The following is a 20,601-nucleotide window of genomic DNA, read 5'->3' as shown; positions in this document are numbered from 1 at the left end:
GTTGGGCAACGGCCATCGTATGCGAGGACCCGGCTGCGCCGGGAGGTCTGCCATGAGGTCAACGGGCGAGGAGCGCCGAAGGTGCCGGGTTGTGCCCATGAGTGCTGCGGAGTTGTGATCACGAAGGTGCGTTCGGTGATCACCGTCACCGGCGAAAAAGGCTGGCCACCAGGACCACGCCCCCGCAGAATCGCCTGATGGAGTCCGTCACCCTGACCACCGAGCGGCTGAGCCTGCGCACCTTCACGTCCGCCGACACCGGCGAGACCTACGAGGCCTGCCAGGACCCCGACGTCCAGCGCTGGACCACGATCCCCTCGCCGTACGCCCGCGCGGACGCCGAGGGCTTCATCAACCGCATGGTCCCGGACGGCTGGCGGTACGACACCGAGTACACCTTCGCCGTACGCCCCCTGGAGGGCGGCCCGCTGCTCGCCGCCGCGAGCCTGCACCACCCGCGCTCGGGCACCTGGGAGATCGGCTTCTGGACCGCGAAGGAGCACCGGGGCCGCGGCTACATGACGGAGACCGTGCTCGGCCTGGCCCGCTGGGCCTTCACCGACCTGCACTGCACGCGCCTGGAGTGGCGCGCCGAGGTCGGCAACACCGGCTCGCGTGCCGTCGTCGAGAAGGCGGGCTTCACCATCGAGGGCACGCTCCGCGGCGGCCTACTGAACAAGGGCACCCTCCGCGACAGCTGGGTCGGCGCCCTGCTCCCCTCGGACCTCGACCTCCCTTCGCACCACCCCTACCTCCCCGCCAAGCCCAAGTCCTAAGGCCGAGCCCACCAGGCCCTGACGCCACCGCTCCGGCCCGGATCACCGTTCCCCGGCCGGATTGTCAGTGCCGCCCCCTATCGTTTCGACCATGACGAGCCTGCCGCCGCGCCCCGCCCTCGCACTCTCCGCCGACGAGGCCCGCCGCATCGCCCTGCGCGCCCAGGGCTTCCTGGGCGCCCCGGACCGGAAGTCCGGCGTGCGGGGCGTGCTGCGGCACCTCGGCGCGGTCCAGCTCGACACGATCTCGGTCCTGGCCCGGTCCCACGAGCTCATTCCGTACGCACGCCTCGGCGCGGTGGGCCGCGACACCGTCGAGTCGGCGTACTGGAGCGCCACCCCCGCGGGCGCCCCCGCGCCCCGGCCGCACGCCTTCGAGTACTGGTCGCACGCCGCGTGCGTCCTCCCCGTCGAGGAGTGGCCGCACTTCGCCTTCCGCCGCCGCGCCTACCGCGCCCGCCCGCACTGGCACCACGACCTGCCCGACGGCGCGTACGACCAGGTGATCAAGCAGCTGCGCGCCGAAGGCCCCCTCACGGCGACGGAGTTGGGCGGCGCGAAGAACAAGGGCGAGTGGTGGGACTGGTCGGAGTCGAAGATCGCCGTCGAGCGCGCGCTGATGTACGGCGAGGTGGTGTGCACCGACCGCCGCTCCTGGAAGCGGGTGTACGACCTCGCGGAGCGCGCCATCCCCGCCCCGCTCCTCCATGACGACCTGGACGACCCGGAGTGCCTGCGCCGCCTGGTCAAGCTCGCCGGGCAGTCCCTCGGCGTCGGCACGCGCGCGGACATCGCCGACTACCACCGCCTCAAGGGCGAGGAGTTCGACGCGGTGGTCGCGGACTCGGGCCTGGTGCCGGTGACGGTCCAGGGCTGGGACAAGCCCGCCTGGGCGGACCCCGAGGCCCTGCGGACCACCCCCCGCGGCCGCCACCGCACGACGCTGCTCTCCCCCTTCGACTCCCTGATCTGGGAGCGTGCGCGCACGGAGCGGATCTTCGGCTTCACCCACCGCCTCGAGGCGTACGTGCCCAAGCCCAAGCGGATCCACGGCTACTTCGCGATGCCGCTGCTCGCGGGCGGCAAGCTGCTCGGCCGGGTCGACCCGGCGCGCGAGGGCAAGGTCCTGGTCGCCAAGCAGGTCTCGCTCGACTCCCCGAAGGCGGTCGCCCCGATGGCCCAGGCGCTGCGCGAAGCCGCGTCCTGGGTCGGCTGCGACTCCGTGGCCGTGGGCCGGGTGAACCGCCCCGAACTGACGGCGGAGCTGACCCGCGCCCTCAACTGACGCCCCTGATCCGCCGGACAGGCCCTAGCGGATCTCGAGGATCTTCTCCCGCATCGCGTAGACGACGGCCTCCATCCTGGAGTGCAGCTGCAGCTTCTCCAGGATGTTGCGCACGTGGTTCTTCACGGTGTTCTCCGAGATGAACAACTCCTTCGCGATGTCGCGGTTGTTCATCCCCGTGGCGACCAGCTTCAGGACTTCCAGCTCACGGTCGGTCAGCCGCGGCGCGGGCACCAGCCTGCGCTCGTCGGTGCGCTGGATCATCGACTTGAACTCGGTGAGCAGCTTCGACGCCATCGAGGGGCTGATCTGCGACTGCCCGTCGGCCACCGCGCGGATCGCCGTGGCGACCTCGTCCGTGGAGATCTCCTTGAGGAGATAGCCGGTGGCGCCCGCCTTGATCGCGTCGTAGAGGTCGGCCTCCTCGTCGCTGATCGTCAGCATGATGATCTTCGCGCTCGGCGCCACCTCCTTGATGGAGGTGCACGCCTCGATGCCACCGCGCTTGGGCATGCGTACGTCCATGAGCACGATGTCGGGCAGCAGATCCGCGGCCTTGTCCACCGCCTCCGCGCCGTCGCCCGCCTCTCCGACGACCTGAATGTCCTCCTCGGCGGCGAGGACGATCTCCAGGCCCCGGCGGAAGAGGGCGTGGTCATCCACCACAAGGACCCGGATGGGCTCCTTGCGCGGGGCGCCCGCTTGCGTGCCGATGCCGATGCCGTCCCCGGCATCCTCATCACGCATCGGTCCGAAGCTGTCCGCCATCGTTCCTCCCCCATGAAGGCCGTGGCCCGGTTGTACCTCTGCTGCGCCAACCCGGGGCGGCAGCACACCGGTTGGCCCGGCACACCCATGATTTCATGCCCGGCGCCGGTGCGCTGCGCGCACTGGTCGCACGAGGGTGCCCCTGGGGGCGCACAACGCGCTCCAGGGGCACCACCGAGACGGTCACGGGGCGGCGTCAGCCGCCGAGGGCACCGCCGCCACCGGCCATCTCGGGCCTGGTGACCATCGGGTCGGTGTTGAGGCGGATGACGCCGTAGTCATAGGCGTGCCGCCGGTAGACGACGCTGGGTTCCTTGGACTCGGAGTCGACGAACAAGTAGAAGTCGTGTCCGACCAGTTCCATCTCGTAGAGCGCCTGGTCGAGCGACATGGGGGCCGCGACGTGTGTCTTCTCGCGGACCACGAGGGGGCCGTCTCCCTGGACCTCCAGGGAACCGATCTTCTTGACCGGCACGCCGTCCGGCTCCTCGTCGCGCGCGACGGACCCGTCCCCGTTGAGGTACGCGGCGTCCGGGACGCGCTCGGCGACTTCGGCGGCGGAGAGCCTGCCGTTGCCGCGCCGGTTGTGGCGCTTCTCGTGCTGCTTGCGCAGCCGGGCGTCCAGCTTGGCCGTGGCCAGGTCCAGCGCCGCGTAAGGATCGGCCGCCGAGGCCTCCGCGCGAATCACGGGCCCACGTCCGCGGACGGTGATCTCCACGCGGTCGGAACGGTCGGCCTGACGCGGGTTGGTTTCCTTGGACACCTCGACGTCGAGGCTGATCACCTTGCCGTCGAGCTTCTGGATCTTGTCCAGCTTCAGCTTCTCGGCCACGTGCTTGCGGAACCGCTCGGGCACCTCGGTCTTGCGGCCCTTGACGACGATGTCCACGCAGAACTCCGTTCCCGGATCGCTCCGCTCCTGTGGCGGAGCAACTCCCTTTTGCACCAAGCTCCGGTGACTCCCGGAGCCTCGGACTCGGTGACTTCCACCTCCTCCTCCCCCTTGGACAAGATCTCCACCCCACCGGTACGGGTGATTACAGAAAACCCGGCTACCGGCATTCCGATATACGAGGTACGGCGTCTGCCATTCCTCACAACCGAACATATCTCGCCCGGACGGATGTCGTCACCCTCTACGAGGTCGTACCTCCATTCAGGTGTATCAACCCTCTCATCACCTGCAACGACGCAAGTTCTCAATCAGTTCCGGTTTATTTCGAAGGATTCCGGTGAGGCGGCCACGACCGCCGCACTGATCCTGTTCTCCAGGCCCATTACCGGGCCTGCCACGGCCCCGGAAACGGGTTTCCGGGCGGTCTCGGTCCCTGTTTTCTCTTGCGTGCACACTTCACGTATTACGCGCGCGGCCTCGGCCAATGAGGCACCGGTGGTCATCAGGTCGTCCACGAGAACGACCCGGCCACCGCGCGCCAGCAGCCCTGCGCCCGTGGCGGTCACCTCCAGGGCGCCCGCCAGATTGGCCTGCCGCTGTCGGGACCCGAGCCCCGACTGGTCGGCCACCGCACGCCGTTGACCCAGCACCGCGAGCACCCTCGCCGGGACACCCGCACGCCGCAGTTCGCCCGCCGCGGCGAGCGCGATCCGCCGCGCCGGGTCATGCCCGCGCGCCCGTACCGCGGCGCGCGACGACGGGACGGGAACGAGCGACAACGGCATCGTGCGCCCCTGTGAACCGCCGTGTGGGCCGCCTACCCAGGATTGCGCCCCACTATCACCCGCCACCCCTGATTCGCCCCGCAGAGCGCCGCACACGGCCTCCGCCAGCGCTTCCCCCAGAGGTCCGGCGAGCCCCAGGGCGCCACGCTCCTTGTGCGCGAGCAGTACGGCCCGCACCGCGTCCTCGTACGGCGCCGCGGCGTGCACCACGGGCAGCCCCCGCGGCTCCGGCACCGGCCGCACCCGGCGCGACGCGGACCCGCACAGGACGGCACGGCACGCGACGCAGAGCGCCGCACGCGGTCGCCCGCAGCCCGCACACTCCGCCGGCAGCACCAGGTCGGTCAGGTCCTGCCACCAGCCCCGCATGTCCACCACTGTGCCAACCGACGGGCCGCGCGGCCACCCCTGTGGATAACCACCTGTGGACAACCTCGCGGGGCGGCCTGGCGGCAACTCGCCACCAGCGCACGGACGTTCGAGAGGCCGACCCGAAGCCTCACCCCGGATAGACCGGAGCCGCCCCTTCCTTCACCACCGTCTGCCACTGCGCACCCGTGGGCAGCCGCACGATCCCGTCGTCCGAGTGCGCCACCAGCGGCTGCCGCTCGTCCTCCGAAGCCGCGATCTCCTTCACGCCGGTCAGCCCGGGCAGCGCGGTCCCCGGACGCACCGATCCGTCGCACTGGACGTACCGCATCTGCTGCACCCCGCCGGACTCGCGCCCGACCACCACGAGCCGGCTGCCGCCCGCCCACGACATGGCCGTGACCTCCTCCATCTGCGGTGCCGCCTGCGTGGGTTCGAGCACCGAGATGTCCGCCTTCTCGCCCTCGCCGCCACCGGCCCGCTCGACCCGGCCGATCCACAGGGACTTCTTCCCGCCCTTCTCCACGAGCAGGGCGATGCGCACGCCGTCGGCGGAGACCCGCACCGCCTCGATGTGCCCGTCGAGACCGGACACGTCGACCTGGACCGGCTCGCCCGTGCCCTGGCCGAACCAGAGCAGCCGCGGCCGCTTCGGATCGCGGTCGGCCACCCACAGATCGCCCCTGCCGTCCCAACTCGGCGTGGAGAGGCGGTCCTCCTCCAGCTTGGCCTTGCTGCGCACCTCCGCCTTGTGGAGTTCGCCGTTCGCGTCCAGCGAACCGACGTACAGCGAGCGCCCGTCGTACGACACCCCCGCCGCGCGCTTCTCGTCGCGCGAGACCGCGGCCGAGCGCAGCGGCTGCTCGCCGCTGCCGATGGTGCCGAGGACCGGCTCCGGGTCCGCGGTGCTGCCCGGGGCCGCGGGCATCCGGACGAGCTGCTTCTTGTCGTTGATGAAGTACTGGAAGTCGGGGCGGTCCGCGGTACGGTGCGGCGCGATCGACTCGGCGCGCTCCTCGCTCAGCACGCAGAGCATCGAGCCGTTGGACCGCTGCAGCTGCACCTCCTCGACCCCGGACGACGTCAAGTCCTGGAGCGTGAAGAGCAGTTGGGCCGCCATCTCGCTGCACCGGCGCTGACCGGTGCGGTCGGCCCGCGAGTTCAGCTGCACGGTCAGCTTGTTCTGGTCGTCGGGCGTCAGCGACTTGCCGGGATCCTTGAGCTTCGTACCGCTGCTGAAGCTCGAATCCGCCACCTGGTCCAGCCAGTTGGTGGGCCCGTGCAGGAGCGACTTCACCGTCTCGGTCAGCGGGTCGATGCGCTGGCGTATGTAGATGGGGTCGGCGACGAGCGCCCGCTGGCCGTCCGATCCCATCCCGGACGCGCGCGTGGCGTAGTAGTACTTGTTGACGGACCGGTAGATGCGCTGGAAGTCGGACTCGCCGAGCACCACGCCCGGCGGCAGCCTGTCGATGCGCCAAGGACCACCCGGGCCGCCCTGCTGACTGAGGTGGACGGTCTGCTTGTACTGCCTCTCCTGGGGGCGGTACGCGTGCTGCTCGTCCACCGTCGCGACCTCGCGGCCGGTCAGCGAGAACGTACGTCCTTCGCTGTCGTTGCCCGCGTTGCCCTCCGCGCTCGTGTTCGGACCGTCGGCGAGCACCGTCGTGGACCGCTCGGGGTGCCAGCTCTTCGACGCATCGCCGGTCAGATACTTGCGCGCCATCGCGAACTGCGGATCGTCACTGGTCAGCGCCTCCAGGAAGCCCTGCACGATCTCCACGGCCCGGGCGCCCTCGCGCGGCGGCATCGCGTAGACCCGGACCTGCGACTGGGAGTCCGGACGCTGCGAGGCGTCGACGGACTTCAGGTTCCCGCTGTCGGGCATCGAGGCGCAGCCTGCCAGCAGCGACACGCAGCCGGTCAGCAGCAGCCCGGTACGCAGCGGACGCCGCCCACGGCCTGTCCTACGACCCGTCGTGCGGCCCGTCCGGCGGCGGCCTCGCCCCTCAGGGTCAGCGCCCACGAGTGCTCTCCTCTTCCCTCGCCGGATCCTCTTCTCCGGCCGCCCTCTTCGCCCCCGGCTCCCGCTCCGGCTCCGGCTCGTGCGCGTCCCCGTCCAGGTCCAGGTCCAGGTCCAGGTCCAGGTCACCGTCCCCGTCCGGCTCGGCTTCCGGATGGTCCAGACCCGGCCCGTCCAACTCGGGATCCCCCAGCGCCTCGTCGTCCACCGGCCGACGCGACACGACCCGCGCGCCGCTGCCCGGCAGCGCCGCGGGGTCCACGTCCACGGCCGAGGCTTGCAGCAGCCGGGGCGGTATCGGCCCCTTCGCCGGTACGGGCGGCGGCACCCGCTCGGCCGACGCCTGCGCGGGCACCGTGGCGAGCTTGCTCGTGCCGCCGAGCGGCAGGCCCGCGTCGTTCAGGCCACGGTGGCGCCGCGAGTCGTCGGGCTCAAGGGGTATCGGCGAACCGCGCAGCGGCTCGTCCGCCGTACGCGGCAGCGTGAGCCTGAACTGCGAACCGCCGCCCGGCTCGCCCCACGCCTGCAGCCACCCGCCGTGCAGTCGCGCGTCCTCCAGGGCGATGGACAGGCCAAGACCCGTACCACCGGTGGTACGCGCGCGTGCCGGGTCGGCGCGCCAGAAGCGGCTGAACACCCGCGTCGCCTCGCCCGGCTTGAGCCCCACTCCGTAGTCACGCACCGCGACCGCGACCGCGCCACCGGCCGCCGCGAGCCGCACCACGACGTCCTTGCCCTCGCCGTGCTCCACGGCGTTGACGACGAGATTGCGCAGCACCCGCTCCACCCGCCGGGCATCGGCCTCGGCGACCACGGGCTGCTGGTCCCCCACGATCCGTATGTGCGTGCCCTTGCGCTCGGCGAGCGGCTCCGCGCCGCCGACCACCCGTCGTACGACTTCCCTGAGGTCTATCGCCTCGGCCTCCAGAGCCGCCGCACCGGCGTCGAACCGGCTGATCTCCAGCAGATCGGCGAGCAGCGACTCGAACCGGTCCAGCTGATCGGCGAGCAGCTCCGCCGACCGCGCGGTCACCGGATCGAAGTCCACCCGCGCCTCGTGGATGACGTCGGCGGCCATCCGCACGGTCGTCAGCGGCGTCCGCAGCTCGTGCGAGACGTCGGACACGAACCGCCGCTGCATCCGCGACAGCTCCTCCAGCTGCTGGATCTTCAGCTGGAGGTTCTGCGCCATCTTGTTGAAGGCCTCGCCGAGCCGCGCGATGTCGTCCTCGCCGGTGACCTTCATACGCTCCTGAAGGCGCCCCGCCGACAGCCGCTCGGCGATGCCCGCCGCCATCCGGACGGGCGTGACGACCTGGCGCACCACCAGCCAGGCGATGGCGCCGAGCAGCACCACGACGAAGAGCCCCGCGGTCGCGAGGGTCGTCCTGACGAGGTTGAGCGACTCCTCCTCCTGCGTCAGCGGGAAGAGGTAGTACAGCTGGTACGGGTCGCCGTTGAGGTCGTTGAGCCGTTTGCCGATCACCAGGCCCGACTGCGGCGCACGCCCGTCGTCGTAGACGATGCGCGTATTGGCCTGATAGACCTCGGTGCCCTCGTCGACCCGGCGGCGCAGCTCCTCGGGCACGCTCAGGATCGGCTCCACGCCGCCCGACGCCCGCGAACCCCGCACGCTTCCCGCGTCACCCGCGGAGGTGGGGCTCAGCGTCACCACGGCGAACGCGTTCTGCCCGCCGCTGGAGAGCTGCTCGACCAGGTCGGACATCCACACGGCGGCATTGCGCCCGTCCGCGGTACTGCCGTCCTGCCCCTGCCCCGTGCCGCCCTGCCGGGCCGCGTTCACATTGTCCTGGGCCGCCCGGAAACCTCCGTCGGCCTGGCTCTGCGACGCCTTCACCTTGGCCTTGAGCAGGCCGTTGTTCACGGAACTCATGACGGCGAAGCCGAGCATGAGGACCACGCCGAGCGACATCAGCAGGGTCGTGACGACGACCTTGAGCTGGATGTTGCGCCGCCACAGCCGCACGGCGGGCAGCAGCGGACGGCGCACCCAGCGCGCGAAGAGCCGCAGCACGGGGCTGCCCTGCACCCCGCCCTGCAACAGCAGCCCGCCGTCGACGAGCCGCCCGAACCGGGACGCGCGCCGCGCCGGTCCAGTCCGCCCCGAGCGAGCCCCCGGATCCCCGGGCGCCGAGGAGGAACTGTCCCGGGACACGTCAGCTCGGTCCGGCCTTGTAACCGACGCCACGGACGGTCACCACGATCTCCGGCCGCTCAGGGTCCCGCTCGACCTTCGAGCGCAACCGCTGGACGTGCACGTTCACCAGGCGGGTGTCCGCCGCGTGCCGATAGCCCCAGACCTGCTCAAGGAGCACCTCACGCGTGAACACCTGCCACGGCTTGCGGGCCAGCGCGACCAGGAGGTCGAACTCCAGCGGCGTCAGCGCGATCGACTGCCCGTCCCGCTTCACGGAGTGCCCCGCCACGTCGATGACCAGGTCACCGATGGCCAGCTGCTCCGGCGCGGGCTCCTCCGACCTCCGCAGCCTGGCCCGGATCCGGGCCACGAGCTCCTTCGGCTTGAACGGCTTGACGATGTAGTCATCCGCCCCCGACTCCAGACCGACCACCACGTCCACGGTGTCGCTCTTGGCCGTGAGCATCACGATCGGCACCCCGGACTCCGCCCTGATCAGGCGGCACACCTCGATGCCGTCCCGACCGGGAAGCATCAAGTCGAGCAGCACAAGATCCGGCTTGGCCTCCCGGAAAGCAGCCAGCGCCTTGTCGCCATCAGCTACGAACGACGGCTCAAAACCTTCACCACGCAGCACAATCCCGAGCATCTCGGCCAGTGCGGTGTCGTCGTCGACGACAAGGACTCGTCCCTTCATGCCTGACATCATCCCATTCTCGTAACAGTGACCGGGGCACTGGTGAGGCAGGTCACTGGCCTGTGACGATAGTCGTATCGGGCCATTACTGTCCGCCGCCGTTCGTGGCTGTTGATGTCAGCCATGGATGTCAGCGAGCGTGCTACCCCGATCGCCCTGCTCCACTCCTTGCCGCTACAGCGCGCACCCTGGCAACGCGGTCGGTGGAGCGGCTTTGGGCGGGAGCTGCTTTGGGGCGAGTGATCATGGCCCCTTAAGCTCATCGCGATTCGGGCAGTCACTGGACCTGCCCGCAAGGTCCGAATCGGGGCCATGATCTTAGAGGCTCGCCCCAAAGTGGCTGCCTAAAGCCGCTCCACCGACCGCCCCGGCCACGGGGCAACGGCCCAGGTAGTGGGAGAGCCCGCCACGGACCGCCGCCGCGATCCGGCCTGTTCGGTAACACAAAGCGTCGTTGACCTGTGGTGCGGCAATCCCCTGTACCTCCATGGCCCGGTGCTGGGTTCTTGGCCCCTTGGAGGCGACGGGCGGTCGGTGCCCCGTGGCCGGTGGCGTAGACATTCAGGCGGCGGGGCGGCGGCCGACCGGCGCCGCCCCGTTTTGGGGCTCTCGGTCCTTCGGATTGATCCCCTTGGGGACGGCTCGGGCCTGGTGGGTTGCCTTGAGGGGGTGTTCTTGTTCCTGCGCCTGGTCGTCCTACGGATGCTGTTGATCTCTTCCCTCTTCTAGGCCGGATCGCGGCGGCGGTCCGTGGCGGGCTCTCCCGCGTGACGGGGGCCGAAGCCGCAGGGCGAGGGTGGTTGGCTCCTCAGGTTGATCAGGTGGACGCGAGCGCAGCGAGCCTTGATGAAGTAGAGAAAGTTCTATCCAGCGCCATGATCCGGAGCGTCCGGCACGGGGCTGTCGGGTAGCCATCCGATTCGGCTACGGTGCGAATCATGCCTACCGCACTGGACACGCCCCAGGGGGCGGTTGAGCTGGCTGAGTCCCTGTTGCCCTCGCTTGGAAACCGCTGGTTGCATACGCAGGCTGTTGCGGCCCGTGCGCGCGAGGTGGCGACGGCTGTGCCAGAGCAAGAACGGGGCCTCCTTGTTGCCGCCGCCTGGCTGCATGACATTGGGTACGCCCCGGAGCTTCGCGAGACCGGGTTCCACCCCCTCGACGGTGCTCGGCATTTGGAAGGGCTCGGCGCTCCTTTGCGGCTCGTACAGCTGGTCGCCCACCACTCTGGCGCCGTGTATGAGGCCGAACAGCGGGGACTTTCAGCTGAGTTGGCCAAGTACGAGCGGGAAGACTCACCGCTCCTCGACGCGCTGATTTGCGCTGACATGACGACTGGTCCCGCCGGGCAGTCCTTCGACTTCGACCGCCGGATTGACGAGATCCTCGTCCGGTACGAGCCGGGCAGCGCAGTGCACACCGCGATCAGCAAGGCGCGCCCGTATCTCGGGGCTGCTGTTGAGCGCACGTGCACCCGCCTCGGTAAGTGATCAGCCGATGTAGGGCTTTGTTCGACCGGCCAATCCGTGGTCGATCTGCATCCGCATGGACGGATGGATGTTCAACCTCCGGCTTGGCCGTTGTCTTCGTTGTCTTGCAGGGTGGGCGCCATGCCTGTCCCACCGCACGCCGTGCACTCGATGGTGGTTTCGTTGCCATCACCGTCTCGAATGGTGATCGTCCCATCAGTGCAGTTGCTACATGTAGCTGCCAACTTGGCCTCCAACAGACGCTTCGTCATGTTGATCAGCCGGGTGTAGCGCCAGTCCTGCTCGATGGTGGGGATGTGCTCTCGATCGACCCAACCCATAGTTGCAATCACCGCCTTCCCCTCAACCACCGTACTGGTCATCCCGCTTGCCCGGTACAGCGTTGCTGTGTGGTGCGGAGTCCGCTTCGTCACTCGGCTGGCGAGACGTAGCAAACAGCGCGCATCTGCTGCCCCTCGCCGTAGGCGTGCGATGCGTCTCCGATGCTCTGCCATCCCATCCGTTCGTAGAGTCGGATGGCGGCCTTGTCCTTGGTCATTACGTCAAGGACCAACCGGAGATCATTGGTGTGCGCGTACTCGACAGCAGCACGAACGAGGCGTTCACCAACTGCTCTCTTTCGCGCCTGGGGCATTACAAAAAGTCGGGCGAGTACACCAACTTGAGCTTCGGTATGAGCCTGCTCCCTGTAGAGGGAGACGGCTTCCTCGGCCTGCGCCTGGCTAATTGCGACATGGCCGACTATCCGACTGTCTGCCTCTGCTACCCATGCTTGGATCAAGCCTTTTGGACTCAGCCATCCCCGTGGATCATCGACACCTTCGACGGGATAACTATCAGCGGCGTGAACCGCTACCAGCGCTGTTGCGGCCTCGTCGAGATCTGCGTCTCTGCGGGCGCGAATGACTATGGCCTGTTCGGTTTCGGCGTCACAGGACACGGACAACTCCTCACCTTATTCGACAGGGACGTTGTAGCTAAGTCCGTTCATGTCGGAACGCATTACAAACCTGGTTACCTCGTAGGGCTCGCCATCTTGGTCAAGGCTGGTATGCATCACCTCGATGACAGGGATGCCCGGCGAGAGGTTCAGGTAGCGGACCTCTTCAGGTGTGGGCATACGTGCCGTGATCTCATCATTGATGCGGGTCATCACGTGACCCTTTTCTTCAAACACCCCGTGGATTCCGTACTGGTGCGGGACTTCTTCTTGGAGCAGCCCCGTCCCCTGCGCGATGCGCCAGGGGATCCACGTAGTTACTCGGTAGACCGGGTCAGCGTCGGCGTAGAATACATTCTCGCGACGCAATACGGACTTAGCCTTTTCGGAGACATGGAGCTGCTTGGCTAGCTCTTTATTCGGCTTGATCCGTTCAATATTAAGGACTTCAAACCTTCCGACCTTCCCTTGCCTTGCACATTCGATAAGGAACGGTGATAGTCCAGTTTCCCGATGCTTTGGTGAGTACCTGTCGCTGCCAAGCCGAATAAGGGGCTGCTTCACACGAACGAATACACCGCGCCCGTGTTCAGCGACTACTAGCCCTTCTTGCGCCAGGATCTTCAGGGCCTCATCGACGGTGTTTCGTGCGGCGCTGAACCGCTCCGCAAGTTGACGTTGGGACGGGAGTTTTGCCCCGGATGCGTGCTGTCCACTTTCAATCTCATTGCGAAGTTCATCCGCAATCTGTCGGCTGAGCGGCCTCCGGTCTTCGGTCTGGTTGGTCATCGCTCCCTCTCTTGATGGTTGGCGCCAGTCTAGCCCCTGGCTCAAGCCAGTTGCATGGAGAGGGTTGACGTAACTGGTTTGAGCCAGTTCCATAAGTGGTGCAAGCCAGTCCAACTAGCTTGATTCATCTGCGAGTTGGCATCCACCCTTCAGCAAGGAGTGCGTCTCATGCGTCAGATCCCCGTAGATGTTTCGTCCGCCGTCATGATGGTGGCGCAGCCTCCGATGAAGAAGATCTCGAATCGGCAGACCGGTGAGATCGCCACGGACCGGGAGACCGGTGTCACGCTGTGGACGGTCGACGTGATGTTCGTGATGGACGGGAATGCCGAGATCCTGTCTCTGGCCGTTCCGGAGACCGGCCTGTCCGGTGAGCTCGCGATGGGTACCCCGGTCGCCCTGACGGGTGTGGTTGCCCGGCCGTGGGAGAACGAGTTCAACGGGCAGAAGCGGCACGGGATCAGCTTCCGTGCCGTGGCGGTCACCTCCCTGGCTGAGGCACCTGCCAAGTCCAAGGCGGCCTGATCATGGGCTGGTTAGCGATCGCCTTAGCGATCGTGGCCGGGTTGGCGCTGCTGCTTCGGTGGCGCCGTCCCGCCTGGTACTGGATGACCTTCGGGGTCCTCTTCGCCGCGATCCGCATCCGGGTCCGCTATGCGACCGTGATGGACGCCTGCCACTTGACCGTCCCGGCCTCACGCTTCCGGTTGGCCATGGCCCGCACGTTCGGCCGGGAGATACCCCGCCAGCGGGTTCCCCGGCTGCTGCGGCTTTCCCCGACGCGGACCGGCCTGCGGCTGCGGATCAAGATGCTGCCGGGGCAGGACGCGTTCGTGTTCTCGGCGGCGGCCGACCGGCTGCGGCACTCCTTCGCCGTCCATCAGGTCATCACCCGCGAGGCGAAGCCCGGCATCGTCGAGATCACCATGACCGGCTATGACGTCCTCAAGCGAGTCCAGATGCCCGCACGGGTCGCCTGCGACGGTCTGAAAGTGGCGCTCGCGCTGCGGGAGGATGGCCGCATCCACTGCCGCGACTACCGCGAGACACCGCACTCGCTCACCCTGGGCGCCACCCAGTCGGGCAAGTCGGTCTACCAGCGCCGCGTCATCAAGGAACTCGCGGCACTGCCCATCGCGCTGGTCGGCATCGACTGCAAGAACGGCGTCGAACTGGCCCCGATGGCCCGCCGCTTCTCCGCGCTGGCGGACAACCCCGATGACGCGATGGAGATGCTCGAAGCCCTGGTCGACCGGATGGAAGGCATCTACGAGATCATCCGGCGCGAGCAGCGCGTCAGCGCCGACACCCCGCATGCGGAGATCACCGCCGACATCTGGGGTCTGCCCGAACACCTGCGGCCCATCCCGGTCCTGCTCACCGTCGATGAGGTGGCCGAACTGGCCCTGTATTCCGGCAAGGCGCAGGAGAAGCGCCGGGATCGGATCATCACCGCCCTGGTCCGGCTGGCCCAACTCGGGCGTGCGGCTGGGGTGTTCCTGGATATCTACGGGCAGCGTTTCGGCTCCGAGCTGGGTGATGGGATCACGATGCTGCGCGCCCAGTTGACCGGGCGGACCGCGCATCGGGTCAACGACGAATCCTCGGCCCGGATGGCGTTCGGGGACATCTCCCCCTACGCGGTGTTCGCCGCCACGCAGATCCCCAACGACCGGCGCGGCATGGCCGTGGTCGGCTACTCCACGGGCGACTGGTTCCGCATCCGCACCCCGCACACGACGCTGCGCCAGGCCGTGAACGCCTGCAACCGGCACGCTGACCTGACCCCGGATCTCCCGGAGCTGGCCCGCTTCCGCCCACGCATCCCCACCGCTGCGGCCCCGGTGCCCGCGACGGCCGAACCCGTCGCTGAAGCCGTCTAGAACCCTCCCGCTCCACCGGTCGGCGCGACCACCTCGCGCCAAGTCCCTACCCCCGCCATGTCCACATCCAGAGAGGTGATCCGTCATGGGTCTGCGTCGCAAGCACCGCACCAAGGTCTACGACGTCGGTTTCGGCAACTACAACTTCCGCTGTTCCTGCGGCGCCATGGGCCGCCCGACCTGCTCACGTCGGGAGATGGCCACCAAGGCCCGGCTGCACGTCGAGCAGGCCGCACGGCGCTGACGGCGCCTCGACCGCCCACACGTCCTTATCCATCCCATGCCACCACCTGAAGGAGAGCGGCATGTGTGATCACTGCGACGACTTGGACCGCACCGTGGCGATGCTCGGTGATTTGGTCGTGTACGCCAACTGGCCTGGCGCTGATGAGCAGTTCGTGGCGGTGATCGGCCCCTCGCTGGCCGCGTCCCTGCCTACCGACCTCCCGCCCGGCAGCGGCCCCATCGACGGTCCCCCGAACTCCGGCGGGGAGTGGTGAGCGTGGTCGCGAAGAAGCCTGCCCCCGGCAAGCCCGACGTCAAGGAATGCCGGACGTGCAAGGGCACCGGGGAGGTCGCCCGGCCCGTCCGTGTCGGCCGCAAGCGCCGCGTCGTCGGCGAACAGAACGGCTTGTGTCTGGGCTGTATGGGCTCCGGCGAAGCATCCACCGACTGATCACCGCCGGGACCGGGCGGCCGGATCTATGAGCCCCGCCCCGTCCCGGCCTCCAAGCAAGGGAGGCAAGCCATGAAGGTACGGATCACTATCACCGTAGACGTGGATGCCGACGCCTGGGCCTTGGACTACGGGCTTGAGCGCAGCGAAGTACGCGGAGACGTGAAGGACTACATCGGCCACCTCGTTGCTGGCTCGCATCACGTCGACGAGGAAACGTTCATTGATGTGAGGTGGCGGTGATGGCACACCGCACCGTCCGGCGCGTGGACGCCGTGCTCGTTCAGGCCGTGATCGCCGGGGCGCTGTCCTTCGCGCATCTGCATGACATCGCCGTCGCGGCCGGACAGGACGGCTGGAAGGCCTGGGCCTACCCGGTCTCGGTCGACCTGCTCTTGGTCGCCGCCTGGCGAAGGCTGCGTAACGGCGGACCATCCCGGCTGGCCTGGTGCTGGTTCCTGACGGCTCTGGTCGCCTCGCTGGGCGCGAACGTGGCCACCGCCGGATTCCTCGACCTGGAACACCCCCCGGCCTGGTTGCGCTTCCTTGTGGCCGGATGGCCCGCGCTGGCCTTCCTCGGCGGCACCCTGCTCGCCCACGCCCCGACCATTCCGGCGCCTGCGGACACCAAGGACAGCGACCGGACGCCGGTTCCACCGGAGCCTGCTACCCCCGAGCCGGGCCCCGTGGCCGCTGTCGAGCCAACGTCGGTTTCCGCGTCCGCTCCGGTCCCGGCCTTGCCCGAAGCTCCCACGGTGCCGTCCGCACTGGTGGCCCATGCCCGCAAGGTCGCCGACGAGCACGAGGCCCGCACCGGTGCCCGGATCGACTCCGACACCCTGCGCGTGCGCCTCGGCGTCCCGGCCCCGATGGCCGACGCGATCGCCGCCCAACTCACCTGACCCAGAAAGGATCACCGTCATGCCGCACGGCTTCTTCTTCCAGCGAGTCATGGCCTACGGACCCGTAGAGATCGGCACTGACCACAACCGCGAAGGCCGCAACTGCTACACCGCCGCCTGCACCACCGACGGCTGCGGCTGGTCCGGTGACTTCAACACCTACTCCGGCGCCTGCATGGCCGCCAAGGGCCACCACTGCCAAATCCGCTGACCCCGGCCCAGACAGGAGACCCGGTCATGTCCGTCCCCCTCTGGTTCACCCTCGCGGTGATCGGCTACCTCGGCATCAAGCTGGCCCGTCCGCCGCTCTGGCTCGTCGTCGTGCTGCTGCTCGGCGGCTACCTCCTCGCCGACAGCCTGCTCGCCCCAGCCCTCGACACCGCCGTCAAGTAACCCGCCCCGAAGGAAGGCCCCACCCATGTTCCATCCCCGCATCCCCATCAACCCGGCCCCGACCGGTGACCCGATCCCGATCCTCACCCCGACCGCAATCACTCAGCCTGGCCACCCCCATGCCCCCACGTGCTGCGCCTGCCGACACGCCGCCCCGGCGCCGGTCGCGCCTGTCCGTCCGACGGCGCAGCTCACCCCCGGCTCCCTGCTTGCCGTGGTCGGTGGTGGCACGGCCGTGGTCCTGGTCGTCGGCGCGGTCCTGGTCTCCGTGCTCCTGGCGGTTGCCGTCACCGCCACCGCGCTCGCGATCTGTGCCCTGGTCATCCGCTCCCTGATCGGCGCTCAGGCCAAGCAGCGTTGACCGGCCCTCCGGGCGGCCTCAACGACCAAGAATCCGCCGCCCGGACGGCCCGCGCCCCTACCCGATCTCTCAACCGGAAGGAACCTCCATCATGACCGACCGTGGCTTTGCTGTGCCCCGAATCTGCCCGTCCTGCGATGGCGTCGCCTCCGTCGCCATCACCTCGGGCGGACGCGATCGGCACGGCCACCTGCGGACCATCACCGTCGATTGCAAGGACTGCCACGGCGTCGGCGCCCTGTTCGACCGTCCCCCGACCTTCGCCACTGCCGGGAGGTGACCGTCATGGGCCTCCTCAACTGGCATTCCGGTGAGCACTTCGATCATCGCGGCGCCTGCCCCTGCACCTTGTGCGGCAAGTCCACCCCGCTGCGTTCCCACACGGGCGAAGCAGTTCACAAGGTCTGCGCCGAAGCGTGGAACGAGCAGCACCCCGGCGCCGATCGCTTCTGCTCCGACCGCACCCCCAAGAGGCAGAACGAGGGGGACCACGCATGAGCGACACCGCGTCCTTTGCAGGCCTGGACCCCATCACCCTGGGCGATCTGCTGAGGGTGGCTTCCCAACCCGACTTCGACCGCTGGCAAGACCAGATCAAGCGCACTGGTGGCTGTGCCAACCCCATCCACCTGACCGGCTGGTCCCTGACCAAGGACAAGACGACCGGCCAGACCCTGCACCACTACACGACCGAGCACGAGCCGGGCGGACGCCTGCGCATCGCCTGCGGCAACCGCCGCGCCTCCCGCTGCCCCGCCTGCGCCTGGACGTACGCCGGGGACACCTACCACCTCATCCGCGCCGGACTCGTCGGAGACACCGACAAGGACATCCCCACCACCGTCCGCGATCACCCCCGCGTCTTCGCTACCCTCACCGCCCCCTCCTTCGGACCCGTCCACAACCGGCCCACCCACGGCCGCTGCCGCTGCGGCACCCCGCACACAGAAGACGCCCCGGTCATCGGTACGGCGCTCGATCCGGCGATCTACGACTACGCCGGGGCGGTCCTGTTCAACAACCACGCAGGAGACCTCTGGCAGCGCTTCACCACCCGCCTGCGCCGCGAACTCGCCGCCCGTGCCGGACTCACCCGCCGCGAACTCGCCGACGCCGTACGGCTCTCCTACGGCAAGGTCGCCGAATTCCAGAAACGCGGCGCCATCCACTTCCACGCCGTGATCCGCCTTGACGGACCCGACGGGCCCGAAGACCGACCGCCGTGCTGGGCCACCGCCGAACTCCTCACCCACGCCATCCGCGCCGCCGCCGCACACCCCTACACCACGATCAACGTTTCGGCGGTCGACGACCAACCCGCACGCGTCTTCCGCTGGGGCGCCCAACTCGACATCCGGCCGATCAAGGCCTTCGACGATGGCACCGACATCACCGAGCAGGCAGTGGCCTCCTACGTCGCCAAGTACGCCACCAAAGCAGCCGAGACAACCGGCACCCTCGATCGCCGGATTGGCGAACTCACCGAACTTGACCGCCACCACGTCCCCGACCACGCTCGCCGCCTGATCAAAGCCTGCAAGCTGCTCGATCCGCTCTACCCCGACCGGCGCCTGTGGGCCTGGGCTCACATGCTCGGCTTCCGGGGCCACTTCTCCACCAAGTCCCGCCGCTACTCCACCACCCTGGGCACCCTCCGCCAGCTCCGAGCCGACTACCGCGCCACCCAAGAACGCCACACCCTCGGACTCGACGACACCGACCCGGACACCGTGCTCGTCCTCGCCGACTGGCAATACGCCGGACACGGCCACACCCCCGGCGAATCCGCCCTCGCCGCCACCATCGCCCAAGACCTCCAGCTCAACCGGGAGACCGCCCGCGAAGCCCTGCACGACCAACTAGCCCTGGAAGGAGCCGCAACATGATCGCGCGAGCCCCTGAACTGTTGACCGTGAAGGAGACCATGGCCCGGCTCAAGTACGGGCGCACCAAGGTCTATGACTTGATCCGGGCGAAGCGGCTCGTCTCCATCACCGAGGGCCGCGCCCGCCGCATCCCCGAGAGCGCTATCCAGGACTACATCCAATCGCGGCTTGATGAAGCTTCCTGATGGCTGGTCAGCGCAAGCGCAACCCCAACGGCTCGGGCACAGTCACCAGGCGTGCCGATGGCCGCTATCAGGCAGCCGTATACGTCCCACAGCCAGACGGAACCAGGAAGCGGAAGTACGCCTACGGGAAGACCTTCGACGAGTGCGACGGGATGCGCCGCGATCTGCTTGAGCGCGCCAACAGCGGCATTCCAACGCCGACCCGGGACATGACCTTGGGCCAGTGGTTCGACTACTGGTTGGCGGTCATCGTCAAGCCGGATCTCTCCGCAGGTAGCTATCGGACTTACGAACAGGCCGTGCGCAATCACCTGCGTCCGCGTCTCGGCTCCAAAGTCATGGTCAAGTTGGGCGTCAAAGAGCTGCGCGGGGCCGTGAAGCTTCTGGCAGAGGAGAAGACCGCCAAGACCGCCCGGCATGTCCTCCGGGTGCTCTCAGCGGCGCTTACGGCTGCGATGGTCGAAGACATCGGACTCACGCGGAACGTGGCCAAGCTCGTGCACGTCCGGGCGCCCACGGACAGTGGGAAGAGCTGGGACGCCGTGACGGTCCTGCGCTTCCTGGCTGCGGCTCGGCGTCTGACGGTGTACTACCCGGCGTTCCTCCTCCTCTGCCTGTTGGGCCTGCGACGAGCGGAAGTGTGCGGCCTTCGGTGGGAATACATCGACCTGGACAATCGCATTCTCTGGGTGGAGCAGCAGCGACAGCGCACGAGTGCTGGCACGGTCGACGTGGATCCCAAGTCCAAGACTTCCAAGGCCCCCTTGCCGCTGCCCGCGCAGTGCATCGCCCCGTTGCGGTGGACTCGCATGCGTACGGCCTGGTTGCGAGAGCGCGCGATCAGCAGAGGACGTCCTTGGTTCGATGATCCTGAGGGGCATGTGTTCGTCACTCGGACTGGTCGCCCGCTCCTCGCGGAGAACCTCTATCTGACCATGCAGCGCGTGATCGAGGCGGCGAACCTCTACCCGGAGCCCTCGCCGTACTTCTTCGAGGCTGACGAGTCAGAGGCTGAGCAACTCGGGAAGATGAACCCCAAGGGGCTCCGCAAGTCCTGCGGCACGCTTCTGGTCCACCTCAAGGTGCACCCACGAGTCATCAAGGCGATTCTGCGGCACAGCCGGATCGCAACGACGCTCGACATCTACGCTGAGGCACTGGACCCTGATGTTGTTGCAGCGGTAAGTCAGCTTGATCGGCTGCTGCGGCAACCGGCCCGCATCCAGCAGTTAGAGGCTGGTCAGGCGGACCGTGAGGCTTCGTTGATGTAGAGCTTGGATGTCACGGCCCCTCCCCCTGTGAATCGCCGCAGGTGAAGGGGCCGATTTCGACGATCAGGC

General features: G+C 68.3%; 27 protein-coding genes. 18 read left to right on the top strand and 9 right to left on the bottom strand.

What is annotated here, in order from left to right:
* Window positions 1-197: 197 nt before the first annotated feature.
* Entirely contained in the window at window positions 198-776 is a 579-nt protein-coding gene (locus tag CP970_RS26505) for a GNAT family N-acetyltransferase (protein WP_055543606.1), read from the top strand.
* A 91-nt stretch (window positions 777-867) separates the two neighbouring features.
* Window positions 868-2,061 carry a winged helix-turn-helix domain-containing protein gene (locus CP970_RS26500; protein ID WP_055543607.1) on the top strand — a complete coding sequence of 398 codons (1,194 nt, stop codon included), beginning with the start codon at window positions 868-870 and terminating at the stop codon, window positions 2,059-2,061.
* A 24-nt stretch (window positions 2,062-2,085) separates the two neighbouring features.
* On the opposite strand, the gene CP970_RS26495 is transcribed toward CP970_RS26500, so the two are convergent.
* The 6 genes from CP970_RS26495 to mtrA form a co-directional block, all read right to left on the bottom strand.
* Window positions 2,086-2,829, bottom strand: coding sequence for a response regulator (locus CP970_RS26495; protein WP_055543608.1), 744 nt, complete (start codon window positions 2,827-2,829; stop codon window positions 2,086-2,088).
* Between the two features lie 196 nt (window positions 2,830-3,025).
* The gene (gene hpf, locus CP970_RS26490; protein ID WP_055543609.1) at window positions 3,026-3,718 is read right to left on the bottom strand and encodes a ribosome hibernation-promoting factor, HPF/YfiA family; all 693 of its coding nucleotides are present in this window, start codon (window positions 3,716-3,718) and stop codon (window positions 3,026-3,028) included.
* 314 nt (window positions 3,719-4,032) lie between these two features.
* Window positions 4,033-4,878, bottom strand: a complete 846-nt coding sequence (locus CP970_RS26485; protein ID WP_055543618.1) for a ComF family protein — start codon at window positions 4,876-4,878, stop codon at window positions 4,033-4,035.
* A 130-nt stretch (window positions 4,879-5,008) separates the two neighbouring features.
* Window positions 5,009-6,766 (bottom strand): LpqB family beta-propeller domain-containing protein, encoded by a 1,758-nt coding sequence (locus CP970_RS26480; protein ID WP_055543619.1) that lies wholly within the window; start codon window positions 6,764-6,766, stop codon window positions 5,009-5,011.
* Between the two features lie 127 nt (window positions 6,767-6,893).
* Complete coding sequence (gene mtrB / locus CP970_RS26475; RefSeq protein ID WP_224058722.1) at window positions 6,894-9,077, bottom strand: MtrAB system histidine kinase MtrB; 2,184 nt, start codon at window positions 9,075-9,077, stop codon at window positions 6,894-6,896.
* Between the two features lies 1 nt (window position 9,078).
* A complete protein-coding gene (mtrA, locus tag CP970_RS26470) occupies window positions 9,079-9,768 on the bottom strand; it encodes a two-component system response regulator MtrA (protein ID WP_189176211.1) in 690 nt (229 codons plus the stop codon).
* 926 nt (window positions 9,769-10,694) lie between these two features.
* On the opposite strand from mtrA, the gene CP970_RS26465 reads away from it, so the two are divergent.
* The gene (locus CP970_RS26465; protein WP_055543611.1) at window positions 10,695-11,246 is read left to right on the top strand and encodes an HD domain-containing protein; all 552 of its coding nucleotides are present in this window, start codon (window positions 10,695-10,697) and stop codon (window positions 11,244-11,246) included.
* Between the two features lie 71 nt (window positions 11,247-11,317).
* On the opposite strand, the gene CP970_RS26455 is transcribed toward CP970_RS26465, so the two are convergent.
* From CP970_RS26455 to CP970_RS26445, 3 genes are read right to left on the bottom strand one after another with little or no spacing between them, the layout of a single operon-like run.
* Window positions 11,318-11,608 carry a hypothetical protein gene (locus tag CP970_RS26455; RefSeq protein WP_224058719.1) on the bottom strand — a complete coding sequence of 97 codons (291 nt, stop codon included), beginning with the start codon at window positions 11,606-11,608 and terminating at the stop codon, window positions 11,318-11,320.
* Window positions 11,609-11,655: 47 nt separating this feature from the next.
* Window positions 11,656-12,186: a GNAT family N-acetyltransferase gene (locus CP970_RS26450; RefSeq protein ID WP_224058716.1), complete on the bottom strand. Its 531-nt coding sequence runs from the start codon at window positions 12,184-12,186 to the stop codon at window positions 11,656-11,658.
* Between the two features lie 15 nt (window positions 12,187-12,201).
* The gene (locus CP970_RS26445) at window positions 12,202-12,975 is read right to left on the bottom strand and encodes a GntR family transcriptional regulator (protein WP_079043106.1); all 774 of its coding nucleotides are present in this window, start codon (window positions 12,973-12,975) and stop codon (window positions 12,202-12,204) included.
* Window positions 12,976-13,143: 168 nt separating this feature from the next.
* Here CP970_RS26445 and CP970_RS26440 point away from each other — a divergent pair, with 168 nt between their 5' ends.
* The 15 genes from CP970_RS26440 (at window position 13,144) to CP970_RS26390 (ending at window position 20,532) form a co-directional block, all read left to right on the top strand.
* Window positions 13,144-13,500 (top strand): SCO3933 family regulatory protein, encoded by a 357-nt coding sequence (locus tag CP970_RS26440; protein ID WP_055543613.1) that lies wholly within the window; start codon window positions 13,144-13,146, stop codon window positions 13,498-13,500.
* Window positions 13,501-13,502: 2 nt separating this feature from the next.
* Window positions 13,503-14,858 (top strand): FtsK/SpoIIIE domain-containing protein, encoded by a 1,356-nt coding sequence (locus CP970_RS26435; protein ID WP_055543614.1) that lies wholly within the window; start codon window positions 13,503-13,505, stop codon window positions 14,856-14,858.
* An 85-nt stretch (window positions 14,859-14,943) separates the two neighbouring features.
* On the top strand, window positions 14,944-15,102 hold the full coding sequence (locus CP970_RS44335; RefSeq protein WP_157877635.1) for a hypothetical protein: 159 nt from the start codon (window positions 14,944-14,946) through the stop codon (window positions 15,100-15,102).
* A 61-nt stretch (window positions 15,103-15,163) separates the two neighbouring features.
* Window positions 15,164-15,358 carry a hypothetical protein gene (locus tag CP970_RS26430; RefSeq protein WP_055543615.1) on the top strand — a complete coding sequence of 65 codons (195 nt, stop codon included), beginning with the start codon at window positions 15,164-15,166 and terminating at the stop codon, window positions 15,356-15,358.
* A gap of 2 nt (window positions 15,359-15,360) precedes the next feature.
* Window positions 15,361-15,534, top strand: coding sequence for a hypothetical protein (locus CP970_RS44330; RefSeq protein ID WP_169801183.1), 174 nt, complete (start codon window positions 15,361-15,363; stop codon window positions 15,532-15,534).
* 72 nt (window positions 15,535-15,606) lie between these two features.
* Window positions 15,607-15,777 (top strand): hypothetical protein, encoded by a 171-nt coding sequence (locus CP970_RS44325; RefSeq protein ID WP_157877636.1) that lies wholly within the window; start codon window positions 15,607-15,609, stop codon window positions 15,775-15,777.
* The gene (locus CP970_RS26425; protein ID WP_055543621.1) at window positions 15,777-16,436 is read left to right on the top strand and encodes a DUF2637 domain-containing protein; all 660 of its coding nucleotides are present in this window, start codon (window positions 15,777-15,779) and stop codon (window positions 16,434-16,436) included. Before CP970_RS44325 ends, CP970_RS26425 begins: the two co-directional genes overlap by 1 nt.
* 19 nt (window positions 16,437-16,455) lie before the next feature.
* Window positions 16,456-16,647 carry a mobile element transfer protein gene (locus CP970_RS26420; protein WP_055543616.1) on the top strand — a complete coding sequence of 64 codons (192 nt, stop codon included), beginning with the start codon at window positions 16,456-16,458 and terminating at the stop codon, window positions 16,645-16,647.
* Between the two features lie 26 nt (window positions 16,648-16,673).
* Window positions 16,674-16,829 carry a hypothetical protein gene (locus CP970_RS44320; protein WP_191094954.1) on the top strand — a complete coding sequence of 52 codons (156 nt, stop codon included), beginning with the start codon at window positions 16,674-16,676 and terminating at the stop codon, window positions 16,827-16,829.
* Between the two features lie 25 nt (window positions 16,830-16,854).
* The gene (locus CP970_RS26415; RefSeq protein ID WP_150494012.1) at window positions 16,855-17,190 is read left to right on the top strand and encodes a SpdD-like protein; all 336 of its coding nucleotides are present in this window, start codon (window positions 16,855-16,857) and stop codon (window positions 17,188-17,190) included.
* Window positions 17,191-17,281: 91 nt separating this feature from the next.
* The gene (locus CP970_RS26410) at window positions 17,282-17,470 is read left to right on the top strand and encodes a hypothetical protein (RefSeq protein WP_055555651.1); all 189 of its coding nucleotides are present in this window, start codon (window positions 17,282-17,284) and stop codon (window positions 17,468-17,470) included.
* A 5-nt stretch (window positions 17,471-17,475) separates the two neighbouring features.
* Entirely contained in the window at window positions 17,476-17,688 is a 213-nt protein-coding gene (locus tag CP970_RS26405; RefSeq protein ID WP_055555649.1) for a hypothetical protein, read from the top strand.
* On the top strand, window positions 17,685-19,076 hold the full coding sequence (gene repSA / locus CP970_RS26400) for a replication initiator protein RepSA (RefSeq protein ID WP_055555647.1): 1,392 nt from the start codon (window positions 17,685-17,687) through the stop codon (window positions 19,074-19,076). Before CP970_RS26405 ends, repSA begins: the two co-directional genes overlap by 4 nt.
* Window positions 19,073-19,261 (top strand): helix-turn-helix domain-containing protein, encoded by a 189-nt coding sequence (locus CP970_RS26395; protein WP_055555645.1) that lies wholly within the window; start codon window positions 19,073-19,075, stop codon window positions 19,259-19,261. The genes repSA and CP970_RS26395 overlap by 4 nt, the downstream gene beginning before the upstream one ends.
* On the top strand, window positions 19,261-20,532 hold the full coding sequence (locus CP970_RS26390) for a tyrosine-type recombinase/integrase (RefSeq protein WP_055555643.1): 1,272 nt from the start codon (window positions 19,261-19,263) through the stop codon (window positions 20,530-20,532). Before CP970_RS26395 ends, CP970_RS26390 begins: the two co-directional genes overlap by 1 nt.
* The last annotated feature ends 69 nt before the right edge of the window (window positions 20,533-20,601 follow it).

It is taken from the genome of Streptomyces kanamyceticus, from assembly GCF_008704495.1.
GTDB classification, from domain to species: domain Bacteria; phylum Actinomycetota; class Actinomycetes; order Streptomycetales; family Streptomycetaceae; genus Streptomyces; species Streptomyces kanamyceticus.
The sequence above is the reverse complement of the archived record's forward strand: the minus strand, read 5'-3'. Positions and strand labels throughout refer to the sequence as shown.

Coding starts and splice junctions, on each gene's coding strand:
- CP970_RS26485 (WP_055543618.1), bottom strand. CDS start 4,878: ATGCGGGGCTGGTGGCAGGACCTGACCGACCTGGTGCTGCCGGCGGAG.
- CP970_RS26445 (WP_079043106.1), bottom strand. CDS start 12,975: ATGACCAACCAGACCGAAGACCGGAGGCCGCTCAGCCGACAGATTGCG.
- CP970_RS44325 (WP_157877636.1), top strand. CDS start 15,607: ATGAAGGTACGGATCACTATCACCGTAGACGTGGATGCCGACGCCTGG.
- CP970_RS44320 (WP_191094954.1), top strand. CDS start 16,674: ATGTCCGTCCCCCTCTGGTTCACCCTCGCGGTGATCGGCTACCTCGGC.
- CP970_RS26420 (WP_055543616.1), top strand. CDS start 16,456: ATGCCGCACGGCTTCTTCTTCCAGCGAGTCATGGCCTACGGACCCGTA.
- CP970_RS44335 (WP_157877635.1), top strand. CDS start 14,944: ATGGGTCTGCGTCGCAAGCACCGCACCAAGGTCTACGACGTCGGTTTC.
- CP970_RS26495 (WP_055543608.1), bottom strand. CDS start 2,829: ATGGCGGACAGCTTCGGACCGATGCGTGATGAGGATGCCGGGGACGGC.
- CP970_RS26405 (WP_055555649.1), top strand. CDS start 17,476: ATGGGCCTCCTCAACTGGCATTCCGGTGAGCACTTCGATCATCGCGGC.
- repSA (WP_055555647.1), top strand. CDS start 17,685: ATGAGCGACACCGCGTCCTTTGCAGGCCTGGACCCCATCACCCTGGGC.
- CP970_RS26435 (WP_055543614.1), top strand. CDS start 13,503: ATGGGCTGGTTAGCGATCGCCTTAGCGATCGTGGCCGGGTTGGCGCTG.
- CP970_RS26410 (WP_055555651.1), top strand. CDS start 17,282: ATGACCGACCGTGGCTTTGCTGTGCCCCGAATCTGCCCGTCCTGCGAT.
- CP970_RS26465 (WP_055543611.1), top strand. CDS start 10,695: ATGCCTACCGCACTGGACACGCCCCAGGGGGCGGTTGAGCTGGCTGAG.
- CP970_RS26395 (WP_055555645.1), top strand. CDS start 19,073: ATGATCGCGCGAGCCCCTGAACTGTTGACCGTGAAGGAGACCATGGCC.
- mtrA (WP_189176211.1), bottom strand. CDS start 9,768: ATGATGTCAGGCATGAAGGGACGAGTCCTTGTCGTCGACGACGACACC.
- CP970_RS26415 (WP_150494012.1), top strand. CDS start 16,855: ATGTTCCATCCCCGCATCCCCATCAACCCGGCCCCGACCGGTGACCCG.
- CP970_RS26455 (WP_224058719.1), bottom strand. CDS start 11,608: ATGACCAGTACGGTGGTTGAGGGGAAGGCGGTGATTGCAACTATGGGT.
- CP970_RS26390 (WP_055555643.1), top strand. CDS start 19,261: ATGGCTGGTCAGCGCAAGCGCAACCCCAACGGCTCGGGCACAGTCACC.
- CP970_RS26430 (WP_055543615.1), top strand. CDS start 15,164: ATGTGTGATCACTGCGACGACTTGGACCGCACCGTGGCGATGCTCGGT.
- CP970_RS26480 (WP_055543619.1), bottom strand. CDS start 6,766: ATGCCCGACAGCGGGAACCTGAAGTCCGTCGACGCCTCGCAGCGTCCG.
- CP970_RS26440 (WP_055543613.1), top strand. CDS start 13,144: ATGCGTCAGATCCCCGTAGATGTTTCGTCCGCCGTCATGATGGTGGCG.
- CP970_RS26505 (WP_055543606.1), top strand. CDS start 198: ATGGAGTCCGTCACCCTGACCACCGAGCGGCTGAGCCTGCGCACCTTC.
- CP970_RS26425 (WP_055543621.1), top strand. CDS start 15,777: ATGGCACACCGCACCGTCCGGCGCGTGGACGCCGTGCTCGTTCAGGCC.
- CP970_RS26500 (WP_055543607.1), top strand. CDS start 868: ATGACGAGCCTGCCGCCGCGCCCCGCCCTCGCACTCTCCGCCGACGAG.